This is a genomic window from Pseudomonas sp. SZ57 (genome assembly GCF_009495975.1).
Taxonomy (GTDB): domain Bacteria; phylum Pseudomonadota; class Gammaproteobacteria; order Pseudomonadales; family Pseudomonadaceae; genus Aquipseudomonas; species Aquipseudomonas syringae.
Genome location: NZ_WIBD01000038.1, coordinates 1 through 20756, shown reverse-complemented (window position 1 = coordinate 20756; position 20756 = coordinate 1). Strand labels below are relative to the sequence as shown.

Annotated in this window: 18 protein-coding genes; 6 read left to right on the top strand and 12 right to left on the bottom strand. The window is 56.2% G+C overall.

What is annotated here, in order from left to right:
* Positions 1-19: 19 nt before the first annotated feature.
* The 7 genes from GE543_RS26015 to GE543_RS25985 all read right to left on the bottom strand — a co-directional run bounded on the left by GE543_RS26015 (position 20) and on the right by GE543_RS25985 (position 6947).
* The gene (locus GE543_RS26015) at positions 20-766 is read right to left on the bottom strand and encodes an HAD family hydrolase (RefSeq protein ID WP_003317765.1); all 747 of its coding nucleotides are present in this window, start codon (positions 764-766) and stop codon (positions 20-22) included.
* On the bottom strand, positions 767-1717 hold the full coding sequence (locus tag GE543_RS26010) for an HpcH/HpaI aldolase/citrate lyase family protein (RefSeq protein WP_044313567.1): 951 nt from the start codon (positions 1715-1717) through the stop codon (positions 767-769).
* A complete protein-coding gene (locus GE543_RS26005) occupies positions 1717-2811 on the bottom strand; it encodes a cysteine protease StiP family protein (RefSeq protein ID WP_004409949.1) in 1095 nt (364 codons plus the stop codon). Before GE543_RS26005 ends, GE543_RS26010 begins: the two co-directional genes overlap by 1 nt.
* Entirely contained in the window at positions 2804-3562 is a 759-nt protein-coding gene (locus GE543_RS26000) for a hypothetical protein (protein ID WP_003345111.1), read from the bottom strand. Before GE543_RS26000 ends, GE543_RS26005 begins: the two co-directional genes overlap by 8 nt.
* Positions 3555-4688, bottom strand: coding sequence for a phosphoribosyltransferase domain-containing protein (locus tag GE543_RS25995; RefSeq protein ID WP_153222691.1), 1134 nt, complete (start codon positions 4686-4688; stop codon positions 3555-3557). The genes GE543_RS26000 and GE543_RS25995 overlap by 8 nt, the downstream gene beginning before the upstream one ends.
* 66 nt (positions 4689-4754) lie before the next feature.
* Positions 4755-5894 carry a trypsin-like peptidase domain-containing protein gene (locus GE543_RS25990; RefSeq protein ID WP_046269786.1) on the bottom strand — a complete coding sequence of 380 codons (1140 nt, stop codon included), beginning with the start codon at positions 5892-5894 and terminating at the stop codon, positions 4755-4757.
* Positions 5895-5948: 54 nt separating this feature from the next.
* Positions 5949-6947, bottom strand: coding sequence for an ATP-grasp domain-containing protein (locus GE543_RS25985; RefSeq protein ID WP_046266186.1), 999 nt, complete (start codon positions 6945-6947; stop codon positions 5949-5951).
* A gap of 119 nt (positions 6948-7066) precedes the next feature.
* Between GE543_RS25985 and GE543_RS25980 the strand changes: the two genes are divergently transcribed.
* Positions 7067-7612 carry a DUF1523 family protein gene (locus tag GE543_RS25980; RefSeq protein WP_032702604.1) on the top strand — a complete coding sequence of 182 codons (546 nt, stop codon included), beginning with the start codon at positions 7067-7069 and terminating at the stop codon, positions 7610-7612.
* 49 nt (positions 7613-7661) lie between these two features.
* On the opposite strand, the gene GE543_RS25975 is transcribed toward GE543_RS25980, so the two are convergent.
* The 3 genes from GE543_RS25975 to GE543_RS25965 form a co-directional block, all read right to left on the bottom strand.
* Positions 7662-8948, bottom strand: a complete 1287-nt coding sequence (locus tag GE543_RS25975) for a polysaccharide biosynthesis C-terminal domain-containing protein (RefSeq protein ID WP_003414831.1) — start codon at positions 8946-8948, stop codon at positions 7662-7664.
* 111 nt (positions 8949-9059) lie between these two features.
* Entirely contained in the window at positions 9060-10298 is a 1239-nt protein-coding gene (locus GE543_RS25970; RefSeq protein ID WP_256664804.1) for an O-antigen ligase, read from the bottom strand.
* Positions 10299-10650: 352 nt separating this feature from the next.
* Positions 10651-11067 (bottom strand): prepilin-type N-terminal cleavage/methylation domain-containing protein, encoded by a 417-nt coding sequence (locus tag GE543_RS25965; RefSeq protein WP_032697899.1) that lies wholly within the window; start codon positions 11065-11067, stop codon positions 10651-10653.
* A gap of 224 nt (positions 11068-11291) precedes the next feature.
* Here GE543_RS25965 and pilB point away from each other — a divergent pair, with 224 nt between their 5' ends.
* From pilB to yacG, 5 genes are read left to right on the top strand one after another with little or no spacing between them, the layout of a single operon-like run.
* Complete coding sequence (pilB, locus tag GE543_RS25960) at positions 11292-12986, top strand: type IV-A pilus assembly ATPase PilB (RefSeq protein WP_003414827.1); 1695 nt, start codon at positions 11292-11294, stop codon at positions 12984-12986.
* Positions 12987-12988: 2 nt separating this feature from the next.
* Positions 12989-14206, top strand: coding sequence for a type II secretion system F family protein (locus tag GE543_RS25955; RefSeq protein ID WP_003414825.1), 1218 nt, complete (start codon positions 12989-12991; stop codon positions 14204-14206).
* A gap of 1 nt (position 14207) precedes the next feature.
* Positions 14208-15080 carry an A24 family peptidase gene (locus GE543_RS25950; protein ID WP_044313562.1) on the top strand — a complete coding sequence of 291 codons (873 nt, stop codon included), beginning with the start codon at positions 14208-14210 and terminating at the stop codon, positions 15078-15080.
* Entirely contained in the window at positions 15077-15700 is a 624-nt protein-coding gene (gene coaE, locus GE543_RS25945) for a dephospho-CoA kinase (RefSeq protein ID WP_153222690.1), read from the top strand. Before GE543_RS25950 ends, coaE begins: the two co-directional genes overlap by 4 nt.
* Complete coding sequence (yacG, locus tag GE543_RS25940; RefSeq protein ID WP_002552020.1) at positions 15697-15906, top strand: DNA gyrase inhibitor YacG; 210 nt, start codon at positions 15697-15699, stop codon at positions 15904-15906. The genes coaE and yacG overlap by 4 nt, the downstream gene beginning before the upstream one ends.
* A 125-nt stretch (positions 15907-16031) precedes the next feature.
* Here the strand turns inward: yacG and GE543_RS25935 are convergent, their stop codons facing one another.
* On the bottom strand, positions 16032-16493 hold the full coding sequence (locus tag GE543_RS25935; RefSeq protein WP_058445857.1) for a hypothetical protein: 462 nt from the start codon (positions 16491-16493) through the stop codon (positions 16032-16034).
* A 507-nt stretch (positions 16494-17000) separates the two neighbouring features.
* On the bottom strand, positions 17001-20756 hold a 3756-nt coding region (locus tag GE543_RS25930; protein ID WP_306092884.1), incomplete at its 5' end, for a calcium-binding protein.

The following is a 20756-nucleotide window of genomic DNA, read 5'->3' as shown; positions in this document are numbered from 1 at the left end:
GGATAAAAGTGTTACAGCCTTACCGTGTTGGCCCGTCTTTGCCATCAGGATTGTGTAACTTGGCGTTAACGGGGCCTTTATAGCGGCCTCGACGCCACGTCGGATGGAACAAACGCCAGTGCGCGTCCTGAGCCGCCGCGAGCAATTCGTGGTCACCCCGGGTGTCGCCCCAGGCGCGAACCCGGAACTGGGTCAACGGCCCGTAGACGCTCTCCAGGCGAGCAACTTTCGAGTCGCAACGGCAGTTGCTGCCTTCGATCAAGCCGGTCAACTTGCCGTCGATTACTTCCAGATTAGTACCGATCAGCTCTACTTTCAGGCGATCAGCGAACGGTTGCAGGACCATAGCAGGCGATGCTGAACAAAGCGTGACAATGGCGCCCTTCTCGATTTCAGCGGCAATGGACTCCAGCGCAGCAGGACGCATCAGGCGTTTCCAGTGCGACTGGCAGAAGGCTTCGGCCTTTTGTTGCAGCCATTGCACTTCAACACCGCTCAGAAAAGCCTTGATCAGACGGCCCTTGAGTTCATCGCGGGTCAGGCGCTTGGCCAGGTAGCCGATGCTGGGCAGCACCAGCCGCGCCATGCGCACCGAAAAGGCACGTTGCCCGAAGGCGAATTTGAGAAACGGGACAAAACTGTCGTGGCGGGTAATGGTCCCGTCGAAATCGAAGACCGCCAGCAGGCGCTGTTCCACTTCGATTTCAAGGTCGGGCCCTACAGGCTCAAGATCAGGTCCTGCGGTTTCAAGGTCAGGTTCTATCATCTAGCTAACTGCCTCAGCGAGTCGAATGCTGGCATCCATGATCGAAGCGGGTGCGGATAACACTCCATGCCATTTGGCGCGCTCCATGATGTGGGTTGCCCATTTGTAGTGGGTAGCCGGTTCACACATCGCGTCGTTGTACTTGAACACTGCGGGGGCCACAGAGTTCAAAATCATCCGGGCGGAGTTCATGTCCTCCAGACTGACGCGTAGCGCATTCTGAATGATATTGACCTGCGAGGGGTGAATTGCCGTTTTACCGACCAACCCATTGGTAATATCCAGCGCCAGTTCGTGCTGCAGAATGTCCGGAGTGGCCAACTGCTCGAACACCGGAGCGGTAAGCGCAAAGCCCTGCGAACCCATGACACCCGCCAGCATGGGGATGACATACCCCATCGGCGTCGAGTACAGGGTCATGGCCGGATTGCGGCGCAGCCCCAGGCAGCCCATCAGGTCATTACCCCCGATGCGTAGCGCAATGATCCGCTCGTACAGACTGGCCTTCAAGGCTTCCCCCAACTCGACCATCGCGGTCGGATTGAACACCTCGGGGGTTTCCAGTGTAGGCATCAACGCCAGCGAAGGATTGGTGACGGCCTGCTCCCAGCTGGTCAGACTTTTCAACGAGAGCTTGGGCACAACGAAACCGTCGACGTGCGCCATCAGCGGCCAGTCGTTGAGAATGCGCGCCATCGCTGCGTCCCTCGGACGCACGAACAGCAGCGGACCGTTGGCCGGACGACCGCCACGGTCACGGATACGGGTGAGTACCTGACGAAGATTGAGCAACGCCGTGTCGACATCGGTCAGCGCCACGGCGTCTTCCAGACAGACGACCAGCGAACGCAGCTCGGGAATCTTTTCACCGAACACCACATCGACGATGTCGTCCCGGGTCGCGGGCATATACAGCGTTGCCCCCAGCGCATAAGGCGAGAATAAGGCCATTAGCTCAGACTCCGAATGATGGTCACGGCCCGATAGGGTCCCAGGAGATCGCCCACTTCTTCGACGGGGATCCCCGCTTTTTCGGTCAGGTGCAACAGCAATTGCACGTCGCTGTCAGCCAGGTTGCGCACCAGTACATGATCCGGCACGCGGCGCATGACCGCTCTGGTGGCTTCGGCAATGCCCGGCTTGATGCGATTGAAGTTATTGATCCCGAAGCGCTCGGCCAGACGGTCGACCACCTGTGATGCGGCGGCCTTGAGTTCGGTTCGCTGAGGCAGCGTCCAGGGTGTCAGTGTGAGAGTAGAACTGTTTTGACGACGCTGGCTGTCGATCTGTTCAATAAAAGACTGCGTGACGTCGTGCTCCAGCAACTGCTCGTACACCACGCAACCGTGCAGCCCGCCGTCCGTCGGCCAGATAGAGCGCGACACCAGACCGGACACCGTGGCACCGAGAATGCCGGACGGAATCACCCAGTCCTCTGCCGACGCTGCCAGCCAGGCGCTGCCGCACGGATCGGCCAGTACCACCAGCCGAGGCTGATCCGGGAAGCGTTTATCGCCCGTCAGACTGCGACGGATCTCCCCCGAAATCGCGCCCTTGCCGGTCCAGCCGTCGACGAACACGATGTTCTGCGCGCCGTGGGCCTGAATGATGGCTTCAAGCGCCACCGTATCAATGCCGCGATCACGGACGATACTGATGCCGTAGTGGTGCGCTTCGCGGCCCAGATCGATCAGCGCCCGACGCAACAACACCCCCAGCGGCAGACCGGCGCGCACGAACGACACCAGAATGATTTCAGCACCTGCGCACTCGCGGGCGAGCCCCTGGGCCAGGGCCTGTACATCGTCGGCCATGCGCGCGCCGTTCTGCTCGAGCGCCCGCTCATAGAGCGCCTTGTGGGCGACGCTGGGGGCCGACTCTTCGCTGATCATTTCCGAATAGTGCTTCTGTCGCGTCTGAATCAGGCGCTCCTTCTCCGCGACGCTGGTAGTCTGCAGCGCCACGCCGCGCAACAGAAAATGCACGTCGTCATGCAGGTAACTGCCACTGCCGACCGTATCGAGCCCGTGAACGGGATCACTCATGCGCTGCTCCGACAAACATTTTCGCCAACTGACTGCGGGCAGGTGTCGCCCACCAGTGGCACTCGTCCATGAAACCCAGATCGGTAATGCTGTCGCCAAAACCGAGCACCGGGCGTTCGCCATTGATCGCCTTGTCGCGCCGCAGCCACTCCTGGACCGCGTAACGCTTGGCCAGCCCTTCGGGCAGGAAAGCCAGATTGTTGCCGTTGCCATGGATATGCATGCCGTCGAGCAAGCCCCGCGCCTGCACTTCGGCCAGCACTTTGCCGAGGATGCTGTCATCGCTCTCGTTGTGCTTGGTCACCACGTAATGGAACAGCTGCGCCTCTTCGACCACCCAGCCGCGCAGTGAAAACCCCAGCTCCTGACCGATCGCCAGTGTCGTCGCCGACAGCTCATGCAGGCGCGACTGGTAGCTGGCCAGGGTCTGTTTCATCTGCTCATTCCAGTCATGATCCAGTCGCCCCATGACATCGAGCATCACCCCACCATGGGAGCAGATCGCGCCTGCGGTGAACGGCAGTTTGACCCGGCTGTAGGCCTCGACACTGCGCGCCGTCACCGGCACCACGTCGGAATGCGCCAGCAACCAGTGCGCGAACGACTTCTGCACATTGGTCATGTAGCCATTGGCATTACCAGAGATGTCCAGCGTTGCGACGTGCTTTTCAATGTCAGCCGGGGTTTTGCGCGCGGTCTGGAACAGCGTGTCGTCCAGATCGACGAAGATCAGCGGGCGGTCGTTACTCATCGCAGATGACCTCGGCGTTCAGTGCTTCGATCAGCTCGGCAGGCACGGCCTGCCTTGGGGTTTCGGTACAGATCAGCACCCGGTCGAACTGACCCGGCCGCACGTTGTAGAGGAAGTTGGGGATGCCCAGTCCATAGTTGTCGGAGAACGACAGCGCATGGTCGATGGCATGACCGAGTGCAATCGGTGAACGGCTGGTGGAACTGAAATGCACGTCGGCTCCAGCCTTCTCCAGACGCTCGGCGAGCAGGAACGGGCGCCAGACGAATTCACTGGTGCCAACCACCAGAATGCGTTCGCCCTTTTTGACGGTAATGCCGGGCGCCAGCGTATCGGCCACCGACAGCACACCCATGCGCCCCCAGTCATTGGTAGTGACCAGCGGCCAGTCCCCCATGGCAACGGTGCCGACTTCCGGCATCTCAGGCAGCGGCGCGCTTAGGTCCTCATCGAAGGAGTAAGAGCCTTGCAGCAGCGAAACCTGCTCTGCCACTGCGCCCATCGAGGTACTGACCGCGCCCGCCGACCAGTCGGTGAGCACGCAGGTCACCACCCGCTCGATCTTGCTCAAGCCGGCGTCAACCAGCGCCTGATGCAGGTTGATGAAGGTCTTGCCCGTCGACGCCTCGTCATCGACCAGCACCAGCGAACGCGCGCCGAGCATCATCTCGCGTAACGCCGGATCAACGGGCAGGTGGATCAGATGAGCGCTGGCGTGGCTGTGCTCTTCTTCAAAGCGGGCGAACAGCGCGCTGCCGGTCGGATGGCGCGTACTGACCATGTACAGGGCATCCGGGCGCGTTGCGCTGTAGGCACGGTGTACCCCGGCGCCGAGGCCCACGGCGGTTTCGGCCATGCCGATGACCAGCACCGGGCCGGGCAGGTCTGCGGGGATCTTGTGCGCCAGGTCCTGAAAGCTTTTCAGCATCACGCTCGGGCGCGCAGGGATGTGGCGTCCCAACACTCGGGACACGAAGAGAAACGCGCGCTTGGGGTTACGCCGCTCGGCAAAGCCGAACAGTGAATCCGGAGCGATGGTCGACGAATCGACGCTGACATCGAGACGACCACGAAGCAGATCAGCACGAAGCTTTGTAGGGTTGGAAAAAGCTGCGCTGCTGTCCATCGATATATTCCTGATTAGCGGGGCCGCAGCCCCTGACGCCTGCGGATCAGGCAGGCAACACCGACTTCATTGGCGAGAGGCTTCAACGAGCCATAACGACGACTGAGCGGTGCGTGAGATTTCTGTGGTGGTGTAGGACCTTTCCGGACGGGCATGCGCAGCGTCGATGCGGCACGCCTGCAGGAAGGCCAGTAACAGTGCGGACTTCACGGCGAAGTTCATGTTTTGCCCGTCCGGTACGGTTGAGGTCACCATGCCAATCACCGCGCCCCCGTTGTCGAATAACGGGCTGCCACTGGACCCCGGCTGTATCGGTGCCGTGAACTGAAACAGGCTGGCATCGTTGTGCAGGCCGAACAGACCGGAGATCCCGCCCTGAGTCACCTGCAACCCGCCACCTGAAATGGACGCCAGTGGATAGCCCAAAACCGCTACGGTATCACCCGGCTCACAGCCCTGCCCGTCCCGGAATGTAACCGGAGACAACAGCGGTGCGCCCTGCACGCGCAGCAGCGCGATGTCGTTGCGACGGTCGATGACCACCGGCTCGGCCTTGTAACGGCCCTCCAGTGAAGTGATGTAGAACACGCCCATGTCTTCGATGACATGCGCACAGGTCATGACGTGCGCCGGGCCGACCACGAACGCCGTGCCGGTCGCCGACTCATGCCGCGGCCCGCCACCCGAACCCGCAGACGGGCGGCGCGGATGACGGTCGTCCACGTCCAGTCCGATCTTGCGCCCGAACGCCGACAGTCCATACGCCGAGCCTTCGCTCAGCGCGCGGAATTTCCATTGCTCATTGCGTTTGTAGAACTCGCCGATAATGATCGCCGCTTCGCCGTTATCGCGCAGGTCCAGGCGGTGCTCGATGTCGCCATCCACTTTGAGGTGCAGGCTGCCGATATCACGGATCGGCCCCATGGCAGCGTAGACGTAGACCATCAGCAGCACGCGATCACTGCCCGTCGGCAACCTGTCCAGCCTTAACGTGCAGCCAACGTCCTGAGGGCCGCCGCTCCACTCCATCCAGCCCTGCTCCTGATGCAGCAGCGCCGGATCGCCCATCGGCTGGCGTTTGTCGTTGACCGCCAGCAAGGCGACCGCTGCGTACTCACCAAAAACCGAAGACTTACCGCTCTCCAGGTTCCAGGAGCAGTGGGCGTTAGCTAAAGCAGTGTTTGCACCTGGCGCAAGAAGCTTCATGCCCGATCCTCCCTGATAAGAGCGATTAGTGATAGCAAAAATCTATTATCACGATCAAACCGAGGCCCGTACAGCGACCGTGATGGCCTTGACGCGGATATCTTCGAGCCAATGTGTTTCCGGTTCTTTCAAGCCGAGACGCCGTGCCGCGAAAATACCCGGCAGGTTGACGCCGGTTTCACGGGTGTAGCCAATGCCGCCTGAATAACGCGGGTTGATCTCCAGCAAGCGCGGCTTGCCATCCGCGTCGTCGCGGGTCTGCACATTGATCAGCCCGTCGCAGGCAAAATGCTCCGCCGCGCGGACTGCCAGTTTTACCGCTTCGCTGTCACGCTCGAAGGTCTGATTGAGCCCCACCTTGCGCCGCCCGACGAAGGCAACCGCCTTGCCGTGCTCGCAGACCATGTCCACCGAACACTCACTGCCCGGCATATACGGCATGAGCAGCATGGCCGGCACGTCATCGGCCTGACGATAAGCATTAAGGTACGCCTGAAAGGTCGTCTCACGCGCATCGGGGTTGGCGAAACAACGAAAATCGTCAACGTCGGTCTTGAAGCGCCAAAAGCCGCGCCCGTAAATCCCGACCACCGGCTTGATACACACCTCGCCAGACACCGCCAACGCATCGTAAGCCGCCTGCAACTCCTCGGCATTGCTGACGGCAATCCCCGGAATACACGCCAGCCCCGCCGCCTCGGCCGCCGCCGTGAAACGACTCTTGTCATCGACGTCCATGAAGGTCTGCTGGGACGTTCCGCCGGTAACGAGGTCCAACCCTTCAGCGACAAAACGCGCACGCTGCGCTTCGTAAAAGCTGCCTATCCGCCCGGCGACAATAATCTTGACGCCCAGCGAGCGAGCGGTGTGCAGCACCCAGTCGATACGCTCGTCGTTATCGACCGGCTCTTGCAGCGCCACATCGGCCTGCCCGGTGATTTCGGAACGCTGCTGGCGATGCGAAGCGATGATCTGCACCGACGCAGGCAGCGCATCGCGCGCGCCCATGATCACTTCACGCTGGCTGGATTGCCCTTCAAGGAACCAAATCATGTCAATCTCCGGGAGACAACGCCGTCAGCAACGGCCTTGTCGAATTTTGTAATAACTGTTTTGCTTCGAAATGTTCGGATTAGGGCAAAGTCACGCAATTTTAAACAGAGGACGCTGGTATGAAGTGGCTGAGAAGGTCGATTTGGCTTGTGGTATTCGTTGCACTGGGGATCGGCGCATTAAGCCTCTACTACGTCCTGCCGCGCCATGATGTCGTGATGATCACCGGCGTGGAAGTCAAAAGAATGGACGCCGACGGCGTCATCAACGCCGAAAACCCGGCAGACGGCCCGACCCGCGACGTGTACTTCATCAACACCGAAGACCCGGACAGCAAGAAAGTCGTGGTCTACCGCAACGAAGACACCGGCTGGAGCTTCCCGTGGTACTTCAAATTCGACTCCGCCGACATCCAGGCCAAAGCCCAGGGCTACTCGCGTGACTCCCAGCAACTGGCTTTGATCCGTTACTACGGCTGGAGGATAACGATCCTGTCGATGTTTCCCAACGTGACAGAGGTTGAGGCGGTGACAAGTCGCGATCAGCCGTTTCCGATTTTTAACACGATCTTTTTTGTGGTGGTGGGGTTGCTGGTGGTGATGGTTGTGGTTGGGGTGAGGAGGCGGTTTCGTAGGCAGCCGCGGGTTGATGGGGTGGCGCGTTAACACTGGGCTTTGAGCTCTGGCTCTCGACGGATGGCTTCCGGTGAGAGCCTTAGTGAGCGGAAGTGTCGGGCTTCACTGCGAGGATACCGCCCAACAGCAGGCAGATCGTAAGTATTGCTTCAGAAGAAACGGTTGCCCATGCAGCCCCCATGGCGCCATGTAGTGGTACAAGCCACGCATTAAGGCACACGTTCGCGAATAACGAAAATGCCGCACTGATCAGAAAGAAACGCTCTTGATGAGTTGCAACTGCGCATTGCGTAAGAACAAAATTTGGGAGAGCAAAGAACAATGAAATCGACAACCAACCCATGATGGGCTGTGTTTCGTCCACATAAGCGCTACCAAAAAGCAGGCCTACTCCCCAGCCGCCTGATATCCAGCCACCACCTGCCAGCAACGCACCAATCGCAAAAGCGATCAGGATCGCCTTGCGGCTGAAATTAACGCTACCTTCCGGCGTCTCCGCCAGATGCCGCATGCGCCGGAATATCACTAGCGCTACAGGAGTAGCAAGCAGCATGACGCCGTCAATCAACCGGCAAGCAACGGCATAGGAACCCACTTGCGGGACGTAGCCCAGCACGCTATGCAAAATGACAATGTCTACGCGGTGGTAGATCGTTGTAAGCAGATCTAGCAACAGAAAGACGAACGCACTGCGGTAAGCCCACACGGGCAGCATCAGCGGTGCTTTGATCAGCATAGGCAAATCTCGCCGAAACCAAACAAACGTCAATAACAGGCCAAGCCCCCAGGCAGAGAAGATAGCGACCGGTGTCAGGCCGAAGATGGCAATGCTGGACAGGATCATCAGCGCGCTCAGACTTCGAGAGCAAACCTGAAAGAACGCATCCTGGGAAAACTCTCCAGCGCCTTTGAGCCATGACGATAACCATGTAACCAGAGTAATTGCGCCGAAACAGAACACTGCAGCAGCCAGCGCGAAACCATCTATCCAGCGGGAAGCAAGGCAGGCGAGCAGCATTAAAATCAGGCTGCTGATTACAAGATGCAATAGAGCCTGGCTCGGCAGCGTTTGATTCAACGCTTTCAGGGCCGTCGTAGGAGAGGCTCGCTCACGCAGAAAAAGGGTCTTAAGGCCCGCGTCCTGAATCAATGCAAGAAACATAGCGAGAACATAAATGTAGGTGTAAGCGCCAAAGGCGTCTGGCCCCATGCTTCTCGCCAGGAGAACTGAGATCCCAAGCGACATTGCAGCGCCGTAAATCGTTGACATCCACTGAACGATCAGAGGACTGCCTTTCCTCAACAGAGAAAATAACGAGAAATTCGATGGAGTTTCAGTGCCCTGTAAAGGCATCTTTGCAGCCATTGAATACTCCGAAAGAAAATATTTTATCCACAGCTCACTAAGTCGAGTCTCTGCTTACTCGTCTCAGGATCAGACTACCTCACGCACAAAATGCTAGCACAAGTGTTGTCGTCATCTCGCGGGGGGATCCGCAATAACTCCCTGCATCCAAAAACGTGGAAGATATCGCCCACCGAAATCCTCACTAAATTGCTGTCTGCGTGTGTCCATGTCGGGTAGGTCGCGAACAATGGTGTAGAGAATCATGCCTGTCGCAAGCGTCAGGCAAAGCAACCATGCACGACTGAGCGCAATACTGGCCGGACGGGGGGCTGTTTGCCATTCATGCAACGCCAGCAGCCAGCCTATAATGATCGCCAGCCAAAGTTGTGAATACGGCATAACGATTACGCCATCAACCATTGACTGGGTCAGGGCACCAATAAGACTGGCGAACAGGCACAGGCGCATCATGTCTACAGGCTCAAGGGACTGCGCTCGCTTGCGCACTAGCACTGCGGTGGTGCTCAGCCCATATAACGCAAGGCCTGCCACGCATAACGTCGAGGGTATTCCCCACTCACAGGCCCATTGCAGAATGGCCTGATGTGGGTGCGCCGCCACGGCATTCCATATATCAGCGAAATGCATGGGGCCGAAGCCCAATAGCGGGCGCTCTTTGATCATTGCCCATGCTTGTTGCCAGAGGATTTCCCGTGCGGACAGTGACGTGGTCAGGCGGTCGCCGGCAAAATTGCTGACTTCGATACCCAACAGGCCTGGTAGCACGCTGAATAGCATAGTAAATAGCAGAAGCCCGGCCGTAGCAGCAGCGAGTTGCCAGCCAGACCAGCGTCGCCCTGCATGCCCCAGGCAAAACATTAAGGCAACTGCAACCCCCATACCCAGCCATGTCCCGCGAGTCCCTCCGCTGATCGCGATCATCCACCAGAGACTGGTCAAACAGAACAAGCCGACTTTGATCAAGCGCCGTGTCGATGTCAGTAGTAACGGCAGTACAAGTAAGGGCAAAGTGAAGGTCTGAAATTGGCCGTAGAAACGCTTGTTGGAAAAGCCGTCGAGTAGTAGGTCGGTGTCCAGCACATCTGCTGAGCTTAGAAATGCCGCGATAGAGGCGGAAAGAAACTGGGTTGTTTTGACGGCGCATATGAGAGTAACAGCACCTACAAAGGCAAGATCCAACAGTGCTCCATGATATCGTCTTTGTTGAGTGAACGCGGTGGCGATAGCGCAGGACAGCAACAAGACTGACAGTTCGGTTAGCGCCCATAGCGGCTGGTGGGCATTAAGACTTGAAGTAACCCCACCAAACAATATAAGAAAAAAAACCACCTTTACCTTCAGCTCCATGGCGCTGACAGCTGAAGACCTGGAGGAACCCAAGAATAGAATTGCGCTGGATAATAAGCCTATAAAAAACTGCCCAATCCTTTGAGAGTCATGCATGGTGAGATCAGGGATACAAGCGCATGCAAATAGGCCAACAAGACACAAGAAAAAAAATATACTATCTCTGGATACTAAAACCAAAATTCTGTCCACCTTAAAGAAAACCCGACCAATGGTGATCGGGTTTCTATTAAGCTAAGCAAACAAGCGCTGACCCTTTTTATTTAGCTGAGCCCAGCACACCGCGTTTCAAGTCACGCTAACCACAAATAACATGCTGGGATTACATTCATAAAATTTACTTTCAGACTGATCAGCTGCTTGACTTGCAAGAGCCAGGCATCCAATTGGAAGGTGTACCTATACAAGTCCAGCCTGTAATATCAGTACCACCAGAGTTTTTAGTAGGCGTCATGGTGACAGTTGTGTCATCCGCCACTTTAATAAAGCCTTTCACTGTGATTGCCCCAGTAGTTGCGTTGACGGTCAGGCTTTTTGCATAGGTAGTAGGGACAAAGCCTGTGCCACATGCGTCAAGTGCAAGGAATCCTTTGCTGGCCACAGTCTCAGTCACGCATGTGCGAGCGCTGCTCGCAGCCAAGATCAACTCCGAAGCTTTGGCTCGAGCGGTGTAGTCCTGATAGGCTGGCAGTGCGACAGCAGCCAGAATCCCGATAATCGCAACAACGATCATCAGTTCGATCAACGTAAAGCCTTTTTGCTTTTGCATAAATACTTCTCCAGGCGTCAAAAGGTAGTGCCTTCGCTAAAGAGAAGCATAGCTCGTGCCACAATAAGGCTAGGCTACGATTACGTCGTCTAGCGAAGACCGTCATCGTCAAAAGGTTTCAGAAATTCGCAGAAACTGACAATTTTCGTCACATCTATCACTGCCATTTGGCAGCATCGTCCGACTGCGCTATAACCCTCACACTGTCTGTGTCTGGTGGTTTTATGACTGATGTTGTTCTCACTGGTTTGGCCAAACAACTGGTCCTGGCCGAGCTCCTTACAGAAACTGCCGCGCAGCAGGCCTATCAGCAGGCTCGCCGCGAAAAAGTCTCGCTGGTTAGCTACCTCGTACAAAACAAATTGGTCAGAAGCCTGACGCTGGCGGAAATAGCATCCGATCAGTTCGGCGTTCCATTCGTAGATCTTTCAAGCCTGGACAAGGAAAGCCAGCCTAAAGGGCTGGTGAGTGAGAAGCTTGTACGGCAGCATAATGCCCTCCCTCTATGGAGGCGTGGTAACAAGCTGTTTATCGGTATATCGGACCCGACAAACCATCAGGCGATCACAGACATTCAGTTCAGCACAGGTCTGAATACTGAAGCGATCCTGGTTGAAGATGACAAGCTGACCGTTGCGATAGACCGTTTTTTCGACACTGAAAGCGGCCTTGGGGAGTTAGCTGACATTGATCTGGGTCTTGAAATTGAGCCTGCCAGTGACAAGGAAACCTCGCTTGCAACTCAGAGTGACGCCGATGACGCTCCAGTGGTGCGTTTCGTCAACAAGATGCTGATGGACGCCATAAGGCTCGGTTCTTCCGACCTCCATTTTGAACCCTACGAAAAGATTTTTCGCGTTCGCCTGCGCACCGACGGTATTTTGCATGAAGTTGCCAAACCACCGATCCATCTGGCCAACCGAATTGCAGCGCGCTTGAAAGTCATGGCAAGCCTTGATATCTCTGAGCGGCGCAAACCGCAGGACGGCAGGGTCAAGCTGCGAGTGTCCAAAAATAAAGCGATCGACTTCCGTATGAATACGCTGCCAACACTGTGGGGCGAAAAGATCGTGATGCGGATTCTCGATCCGACCAGCGCACAGATGGGCATTGACGCATTGGGCTATGAGCCGGACCAAAAAGCTTTGTATATGGAAGCCTTGAAACAACCACAAGGCATGATTCTTGTAACCGGTCCCACCGGCTCGGGTAAAACCGTTTCGCTATACACCGGCCTGAACATTCTCAACACTGTGGACATCAACATTTCCACTGCTGAAGACCCAGTGGAAATCAACCTGGAAGGCATTAATCAGGTCAACGTCAATCCGCGCCAGGGACTGGACTTTTCTCAGGCATTGCGCGCATTCCTGCGTCAAGATCCCGACGTAATCATGGTCGGCGAGATACGAGATCTGGAAACCGCCGAAATCGCCATCAAAGCCTCGCAGACCGGTCACATGGTATTATCTACCCTGCACACTAATAGTGCCGCAGAAACCCTGACGCGCTTGCATCATATGGGTGTCGCAGCGTTCAACATCGCTACGGCCATCAACCTCATCATTGCCCAGCGGTTGGCGCGAAAGCTCTGTAGCCATTGCAAGAAAGAACTCGATATACCCCGTGAAACCCTCATCCAGGAGGGCTTTCCGGAAGAGAAGGTCGGCACGTTCAAAATCTATGGCCCAGTAGGTTGTGAGCATTGCAACGGCGGCTACAGGGGCAGGGTCGGAATTTACGAAGTGGTCAAGAAAACTCCAGAGTTGGAACGTATTATCATGGAAGAAGGTAATTCGCTGGAGATTTCCAGGCAGATGCGTAAAGACGGCTTCAATGACTTGAGGACCTCCGGTCTGTCGAAGGCCATGCAGGGCATTACCAGCCTCGAAGAAGTCAACCGTGTGACCAAGGATTAAGCATGGCCAGCAAGTCAGTTAAAGTCAGTGTTTACACATGGGAAGGTTTGGACAAGAAAGGCAGCAAGCTCAGTGGAGAAGTGAACGGGCACAATCTTGCGCTTGTGAAGGCGCAGTTGCGCAAACAAGGTATCAACGTCACCAAGGTACGCAAAAAGCCCGTATCAATCTTTGGCAAAGGCAAGAAGATCAAGCCGCTGGACATCGCATTCTTTTCTCGGCAGATGGCAACCATGATGAAGGCAGGTGTACCGCTTCTGCAGTCATTTGACATTATTGCCGAGGGCGCAGAAAACCCGAACATGCGTGCGCTAGTCGATTCACTAAAGCAGGAGGTTTCAGCAGGGAACAGCTTTGCGACTGCTCTGCGACAGAAACCGGAATACTTCGATGACCTGTTTTGCAATTTGGTAGATGCTGGGGAGCAGGCTGGAGCGCTAGAGAGCCTGCTGGACCGAGTGGCGAGCTATAAGGAAAAGACAGAAAAGCTAAAGGCAAAAATTAAAAAAGCCATGACTTATCCTGCCGCTGTTTTGATAGTGGCTGTTATTGTTTCAGGCATCTTATTAATTAAAGTAGTACCACAATTTCAATCTGTATTTACCGGTTTTGGTGCAGAGCTACCGGCGTTCACACTGATGGTCATCGGACTGTCTAACATCGTACAGGAGTGGTGGTTAGGCATAGTTGGATTATTTTTTTTCGGTTTCTTCGTATTCAAAAAATCTTATAAGCAGTCCCAAAAATTTCGAGACAGCATTGATCGATTTTTGTTGAAAGTGCCTGTCATAGGACCACTTATTTTCAAGTCTTCAGTAGCTCGCTACGCCCGAACGCTTGCAACGACATTTGCAGCAGGCGTCCCGTTGGTAGAAGCACTTGATTCAGTTGCAGGTGCTACTGGTAACGTGGTTTTTAGAAACGCGGTCAATCAGGTAAAACAGGATGTCTCCACGGGCATGCAACTGAATTTCTCAATGCGCTCGACCGGTGTTTTCCCGAGTCTGGCGATTCAGATGACCGCTATTGGCGAGGAATCAGGCGCACTGGACAATATGCTCGATAAAGTCGCGACCTATTACGAAGAAGAAGTCGACAACATGGTCGATAGTCTAACCAGCTTGATGGAACCCATGATCATGGCTGTGCTGGGTGTCATCGTCGGCGGCCTTGTCATTGCGATGTACCTCCCCATTTTCAAACTCGGAAACGTCGTCTGACATGCCCCTCCTCGACCTCCTGGCCAGCTCCCCACTGGCCTTCGTCACCACCTGCTGCATCCTCGGCCTGATCATCGGAAGCTTCCTCAACGTGGTCGTCTACCGCCTGCCAATAATGATGGAGCGCGACTGGAAAGCCCAATCCAGAGAACTGCTCGGCCTGCCTGCTGAACCCGATCAACCCGTCTTCAATCTGAACCGTCCCCGTTCCAGCTGCCCGCATTGCGCGCACAAAATCCGCCCTTGGGAGAACCTGCCGGTGATCAGCTATCTGCTGCTGCGTGGCAAATGCTCGCAGTGCAAAGCGCCGATCAGCAAACGCTACCCACTGGTCGAGCTGACCTGCGCAGTGTTGTCGGCATACGTGGCCTGGCATTTCGGCTTTGGCTGGCAGGCGGCGGCGATGCTGGTGTTGGGCTGGGGGCTGCTGGCGATGAGTCTGATAGATGCTGATCACCAGCTGTTACCTGATTCTCTAGTGCTGCCACTGCTGTGGCTGGGCCTGATCGTCAACGCCTTCGGGCTGTTCACCTCGCTGAACGATGCGCTGTGGGGAGCGGTGGCCGGCTATCTGGCGCTGTGGTCGGTGTTCTGGCTGTTCAAGCTGGTGACCGGCAAGGAAGGCATGGGTTATGGCGACTTCAAGTTGCTGGCCATGCTTGGCGCGTGGGGCGGTTGGCAGATTTTGCCGTTGACCATCCTGTTATCGTCGCTGGTGGGCGCGGTGCTTGGGGTGATCATGATGCGTGTGCGCAGGGTCGAAAGCGGTACGCCGATCCCCTTTGGTCCTTATCTGGCCATTGCGGGGTGGATCGCTTTGCTCTGGGGTGGTCAAATAACCGACTCTTACATGCAGTTTGCCGGTTTCAGATGACTCACCCTGATGAAAAACCCTGGATTCTTGGCCTGACTGGCGGCATCGGTAGTGGTAAAAGTGCAGCGGCGAAGTGTTTTAGCGACCTTGGCGTCGACACTGTGGATGCCGATCATGCCGCCCGCTGGGTAGTCGAGCCCGGGCGCTCGGCGCTGGAGCAGATCGCGGCGCACTTTGGTAAAGGCGTACTGCAGACCAGCGGCGAGCTGGACCGTGGCGCGCTGCGCAAGCTGATCTTCGAAAACCCCGAGCAGCGGCGCTGGCTGGAAGCGCTGCTGCATCCGCTGATCAATCAGGAAATCGTCAGCCATCTGGCCAAGGCCAAATCGCCGTATGCCATTCTGGTCTCGCCACTGCTGGTCGAGTCCGGGCAATACCGCATGGTTCAGCGGCTGCTGGTGATCGATGCTCCGGCGCACCTGCAGATAGAACGCACCATGCTGCGCGACAGCTCCAGCCGGGAGCAGGTCGAAGCCATTCTCAAGGTGCAGATCCAGCGTGAAGACCGCCTGCGTCATGCCAATGATGTGCTGGTCAACGACCGCGATCACGCTTGGCTTACCAGCGAAGTCGAGCGACTGCACCACTTTTACCTTACTTTGCGTGGAGGCCAATCATGAGCCAACCAATGACCGTTCAATGCCCAACCTGCGACGCCCCGGTGGAATGGAGCGCAGCCAGTCCGAGCCGCCCGTTCTGCTCCGAGCGCTGCAAACTAATCGACCTGGGGGCCTGGGCCTCTGAAGAGCATGCGATTCCGGTGAGCCCGGATGCCGAGGATGAGTTGTTCTCGGGTGATCTGGAGGCTCCGCACAGGGGGCATTGATAACAAGTCGATGCGAAGCAATCGCTTATACGCAACTACGAGGGCTATCTTTCAGCCGCATCTCAGGACGCCTGTGATGGCCCTTTCGCGAGCAAGCTCACTCCCACGACGCTCATGTCTCTCGATCATTTACCGTCCAACGCAGCCCTCAACGCATCAGCACTGCCAAACTGCTGCTGACTGACCAACTGCCCGTCGCGCAACTGTAACCACAGCACTTTATCGTCATCGCCTGCGTACTGCGGCACGATGCGCGCGTCTCGATCAAGCATCACGCGATAGCTGTAATCCCGCATTTTGGGGATGGCGAACATCTTGGCGATGATGGTTGGCATTTTCTGGATGTCAGCGACAAACACCGTATGGCGTGATTCCAGAAAGCCTTTTGGCTTGTCCTGAAGGGCGGCATTCACCAGCTTAGCGGCGTCCATGCTGCGTGCGACCAGCAAGGTTTGCGTCTGGTTGTTCAAAGTGTAGGGCTGATCGTATTGATCGAGCAGTGTCCAGGAGGACAGACGCTCGCCGACTTGCAGGGCGTTAGCGGTGAGGGGCAGCAAGGCCAAGAGTAGAGCGGAAAGAAATTTCACTGCCAGAGTCCTCCGAGGTTAAGGACAGCAAGCATAATGCTTTCTGCAGGCGTCACGCAGAACTATTCAATACGCCGAATTCAGAGACACCCAATATGCTTAAGGGCCTGCCCCGTTCCCCGTAAAGGTAAGGCTTCTGGCAGCGCTGGTGAGCGAAACGACAAATAACGCTCACCAGAGATGGACTATTTCTTTTTGGCTTTTCTTACTTCAGCCATTGGATCATTACAACCTTGTTTTTGACAGGGTTGGACTGACGCTTTGTCCGTGCTAGTGAAGCTTCCTTTTCGTACACCTTCTTCTGCACACTTGTCACACCAGACTTCGGCGTAAACTTCTTGTCCATCGACATTACCTATCTGCATAAAGCAATCCTTGAGTTAACAAAAATGAGTACTTGGCTCGTCCAGTTCAGTTATTAACACGAGAAATTGAACTCGCTTGCTATCGAAACGAATTGCAAAAAGAGATGCATCGATAACCAACACACCTCTTTTCGCATCAACCCTACTGCCAGTTGGCTGCCAACACAGCGTCTAACTGTGTTTGCTGTGCAGCCGTCAGGTTTCGCTCGGCCCCTGCATCAACTCCGAACGACGCCATGCTGTCGACCAGGCTTTGCACCTGGCTATCAAGCAACGTTTTTCCATCGGCAGTCTTGAATTGGTCCACCTGATAGTCATTAGCCGCATACCAGTTGCTCACCACTACCTTGTCGCTGGTATCGATGATACTGACTTCCAGATCGCTACCACTGCGACGGAACCACAAGTCGTCAAGGCTTACCTCTGTGCCGAATTGCAGCACATCGGTTCCGCTACTGACATCATAATTGTTGATCACGTCTCGTCCTGAGCCAATGTTGATCTCGTAGGTATCACTGCCATCGCCCCCGATAAGGCTATCGTTGCCAGTGCCGCCGTTGAGTACATCATTGCCCGCGCCGCCATAGAGAGTGTCGTTGCCCGACTCTCCGTACAACCTGTCGTCACCCTCTTCACCATACAGCGTATCAAGCCCTTTGCCGCCATAGATGCTGTCATTGCCGGCCGCACCGGAAACGTTATCGTCGCCGTCGCCAGCGTTGATAACATCATCACTCGCGTAACCGCGGAGGCTCTGGTCAGATGAATTTCCAAACAGTACCTGGGACTTGATGGCCGACTGATTCCAGAGTGTGCCATCAGCAAATTGCAGCTGATCGATCTGATACCCGCTCGTTGCGTCCTCGGCGAAATGGTTCATCACGCGCAGACTGTCGGTTGTACCGTTGACGCGAATAAGCAGATCACTGCTGTCCCGAGTGATACTGACATCACTGACGTTCAGGTCGGCAAGTTTTACGGTATCAAGCTTTCCGACACGGGCTTCATTGGCATAGTAGATGCTGTCTTGCCCGGCGCCTTTGCCAAACAGGTAGGTATCGTCTCCGTCACCACCGTTCAGTTGATCATTCCCGGCACCGCCGTCCAGAACATCATTGCCATCTCCGCCGTAGAGCGTGTCATTACCAGTTCCACCTTGCAGCAAGTCATTACCACCATCGCCGTTAAGCGTGTCAGCGCCCGCACTGCCGGACAAGGTATCGTTGCCGCTGCCACCGTTCACTGTATCGTCGCCAGCCCCGGCGTCGATCAAGTCATTGCCGGACGTACCGGAGAGGGTTTCATCGATGTCCGAGCCCTGCATGACCTGGGATTTGATCTGGCTCTGATCCCAGAAACTGCCATCGGCAAACTGGATACGGTCGATTTGATAACCGCCAGCGGCGTCCCCCTGGAAGTGGTAAACCACTCGCAGGCTGTCGGTGCTACCCAGTACCCGGATGATCAGGTCGTTACCATCGCGGCGCACGCTGACATCAGAGGCATTGAGATCGGTAAGCTTGATCGTATCGAGCTTGCCTTCGCGATTTTCATAGGCGTAGTAAATCGTGTCTTGACCCGCCCCCTTACCGAACAGATAGGTATCGTTGCCCTCGCCACCGTCAAGTTGGTCATTGCCCAAACCGCCATCAAGGATGTCATCACCGGTACCGCCAATGAGACTGTCATTCCCCGCACCGCCCAGCAGCAAGTCATTGCCTTCGTTACCGTTCAGGCTATCGGCACCCGCATTGCCGGCCAGAGTGTCGTTGCCGGCTGCGCCATTGATGATGTCATCACCCGCTCCCGCATCGATGACATCGTCACCCCCAGTGCCCGATAGAGTTTCTTCAACTTCGCTGCCCTGCAGGACCTGGTTCTTGATAGCGGCCTGATCCCAAAAACTCCCATCTGCGAACTGAATACGGTCGATTTGATATCCACCCGTGGCGTCGCTCTGGAAGTGATAAACGACACGCAGGCTATCAGTGCTACCCAGCACTCGAATAAGCAGGTCGTTACCATCACGACGCACGCTGACATCCACCGCGTTCAGGTCAACCAGCTTGACGGTATCGAGCTTGCCCACACGATTTTCATAGGCGTAATAGATCGTGTCTTGACCGGCCCCCTTGGCAAACAGATAGGTATCGTCGCCATCTCCGCCATCGAGGCGATCATTACCCGCACCGCCATCAAGGATATCGTTACCAAGACCGCCATTAAGGGTGTCGTTGCCCAGACCGCCCAGCATCAGATCATCTCCGGCTTCGCCATTGAGAGTATCTGCGCCCTTGCTGCCTGACAGCGTATCGTTGCCGCTCCCCCCATTGACGGTGTCGTCACCGGCGCCTGCATCAATGCTGTCATCGCTGGCAGTACCTGCCAGCGTCTCGTCGGCATCGGTTCCTTGCAAGACTGCGGACCTGATCGCCGCCTGATTCCAGGTGCTACCGTCAGCGAACTGGATCTGGTCAATCTGGTAACCATAGGTTGCGTCGTTGGTGAAGTGGCTCACCACGCGCAGGCTGTCGGTGGTGCCCAGCACGCGAATAAGCAAGTCATTACTCTCACGACGCACGCTCACATCCGCCGCATTCAACCCGATCAGCTTCACTGTATCAAGCTTGTCTGCGCGACCTTCATAGGCGTAGTAGACGCTGTCCTGACCCGAGCCTTTGCCGAACAGGTAAATGTCGTCACCATTCCCGCCGTCCAGCATGTCATTGCCAGCACCACCATCGAGTTGGTCGTTACCGTTGCCGCCATAGAGAGCGTCTTTACCGTCGCCCCCATTCAACACATCATTGCCATCGTCCCCATTCAAGGTATCGGCACCGATACCGCCCGAAAGGGTATCGTTGCCACTACCGCCATTGACGACATCGTCACCTGCTGCTGCGTTGATAATGTCATCGCTGCCGGTACCAGCCAGGGTTTCATCCGCTTCAGTACCTTGCAGTACTTGCGCCTTTATCGCGGTTTGATCCCAGAAGCTGCCATCAGCAAACGCAATCCGGTCGATCTGATAACCCGCTGTGGCATCGTTCATGAAGTGATACACAACGCGCAACGTATCAGTCGTGCTGTTAATGCGAATCACCAGGTCATAACCGTCACGCGCCACGCTGACGTCGGCTGCATCGAGGTCAACCAGCTTGACCTGGTCGACCTTGCCTGCACGGCTTTCGTTGGCGTAGTAGATCGTGTCTTGGCCCGAGCCCTTGCCGAACAGATAAGTATCGTCACCGGCTCCGCCATCCAGACGATCATTGCCAGCACCGCCATCGAGCACATCGTTGCCAGCACCGCCGTTAAGGGTGTCATTGCCTGCGTCACCATTGAGGTAATCGTCACCCTCATCGCCATTGAGCGAGTCGGCACCGTCACCACCCAACAGTCTGTCCTGCCCTGCACCGCCATACAACGTATCGTCGTCTATGCCGCCATCGATCAGATCATCGCTGGCAAAACCGGTCAGAACCTGGGCTGCGTCACTACTCTTGAGCACCTGCGCCTTGATGGCCGATTGGTCCCAGTTACTGCCATCAGCAAACTGGATGCGGTCGATCTGATAACCCGAGGTCGCATCACTCATGAAGTGATACGTAACACGCAGGGTATCGGTCGTGCCATTGACCCGAATGACCAGGTCATAGCTGTCTCGCGAAACGCTGACGTCGGCAGCGTTGAGGCCGAGCAACTGAATGGTATCGACCTTGCCGACGCGGCTTTCGTTGGCGTAGTAGATCGTGTCCTGACCCGACCCCTTGCCGAACAGGTAGGTATCGTCACCGGCACCACCATCCAGACGATCATTGCCAGCACCGCCATCGAGCACATCATTGCCGGCGCCGCCGTTAAGGATGTCATTGTCCAGACCGCCTTGCAGCAAGTC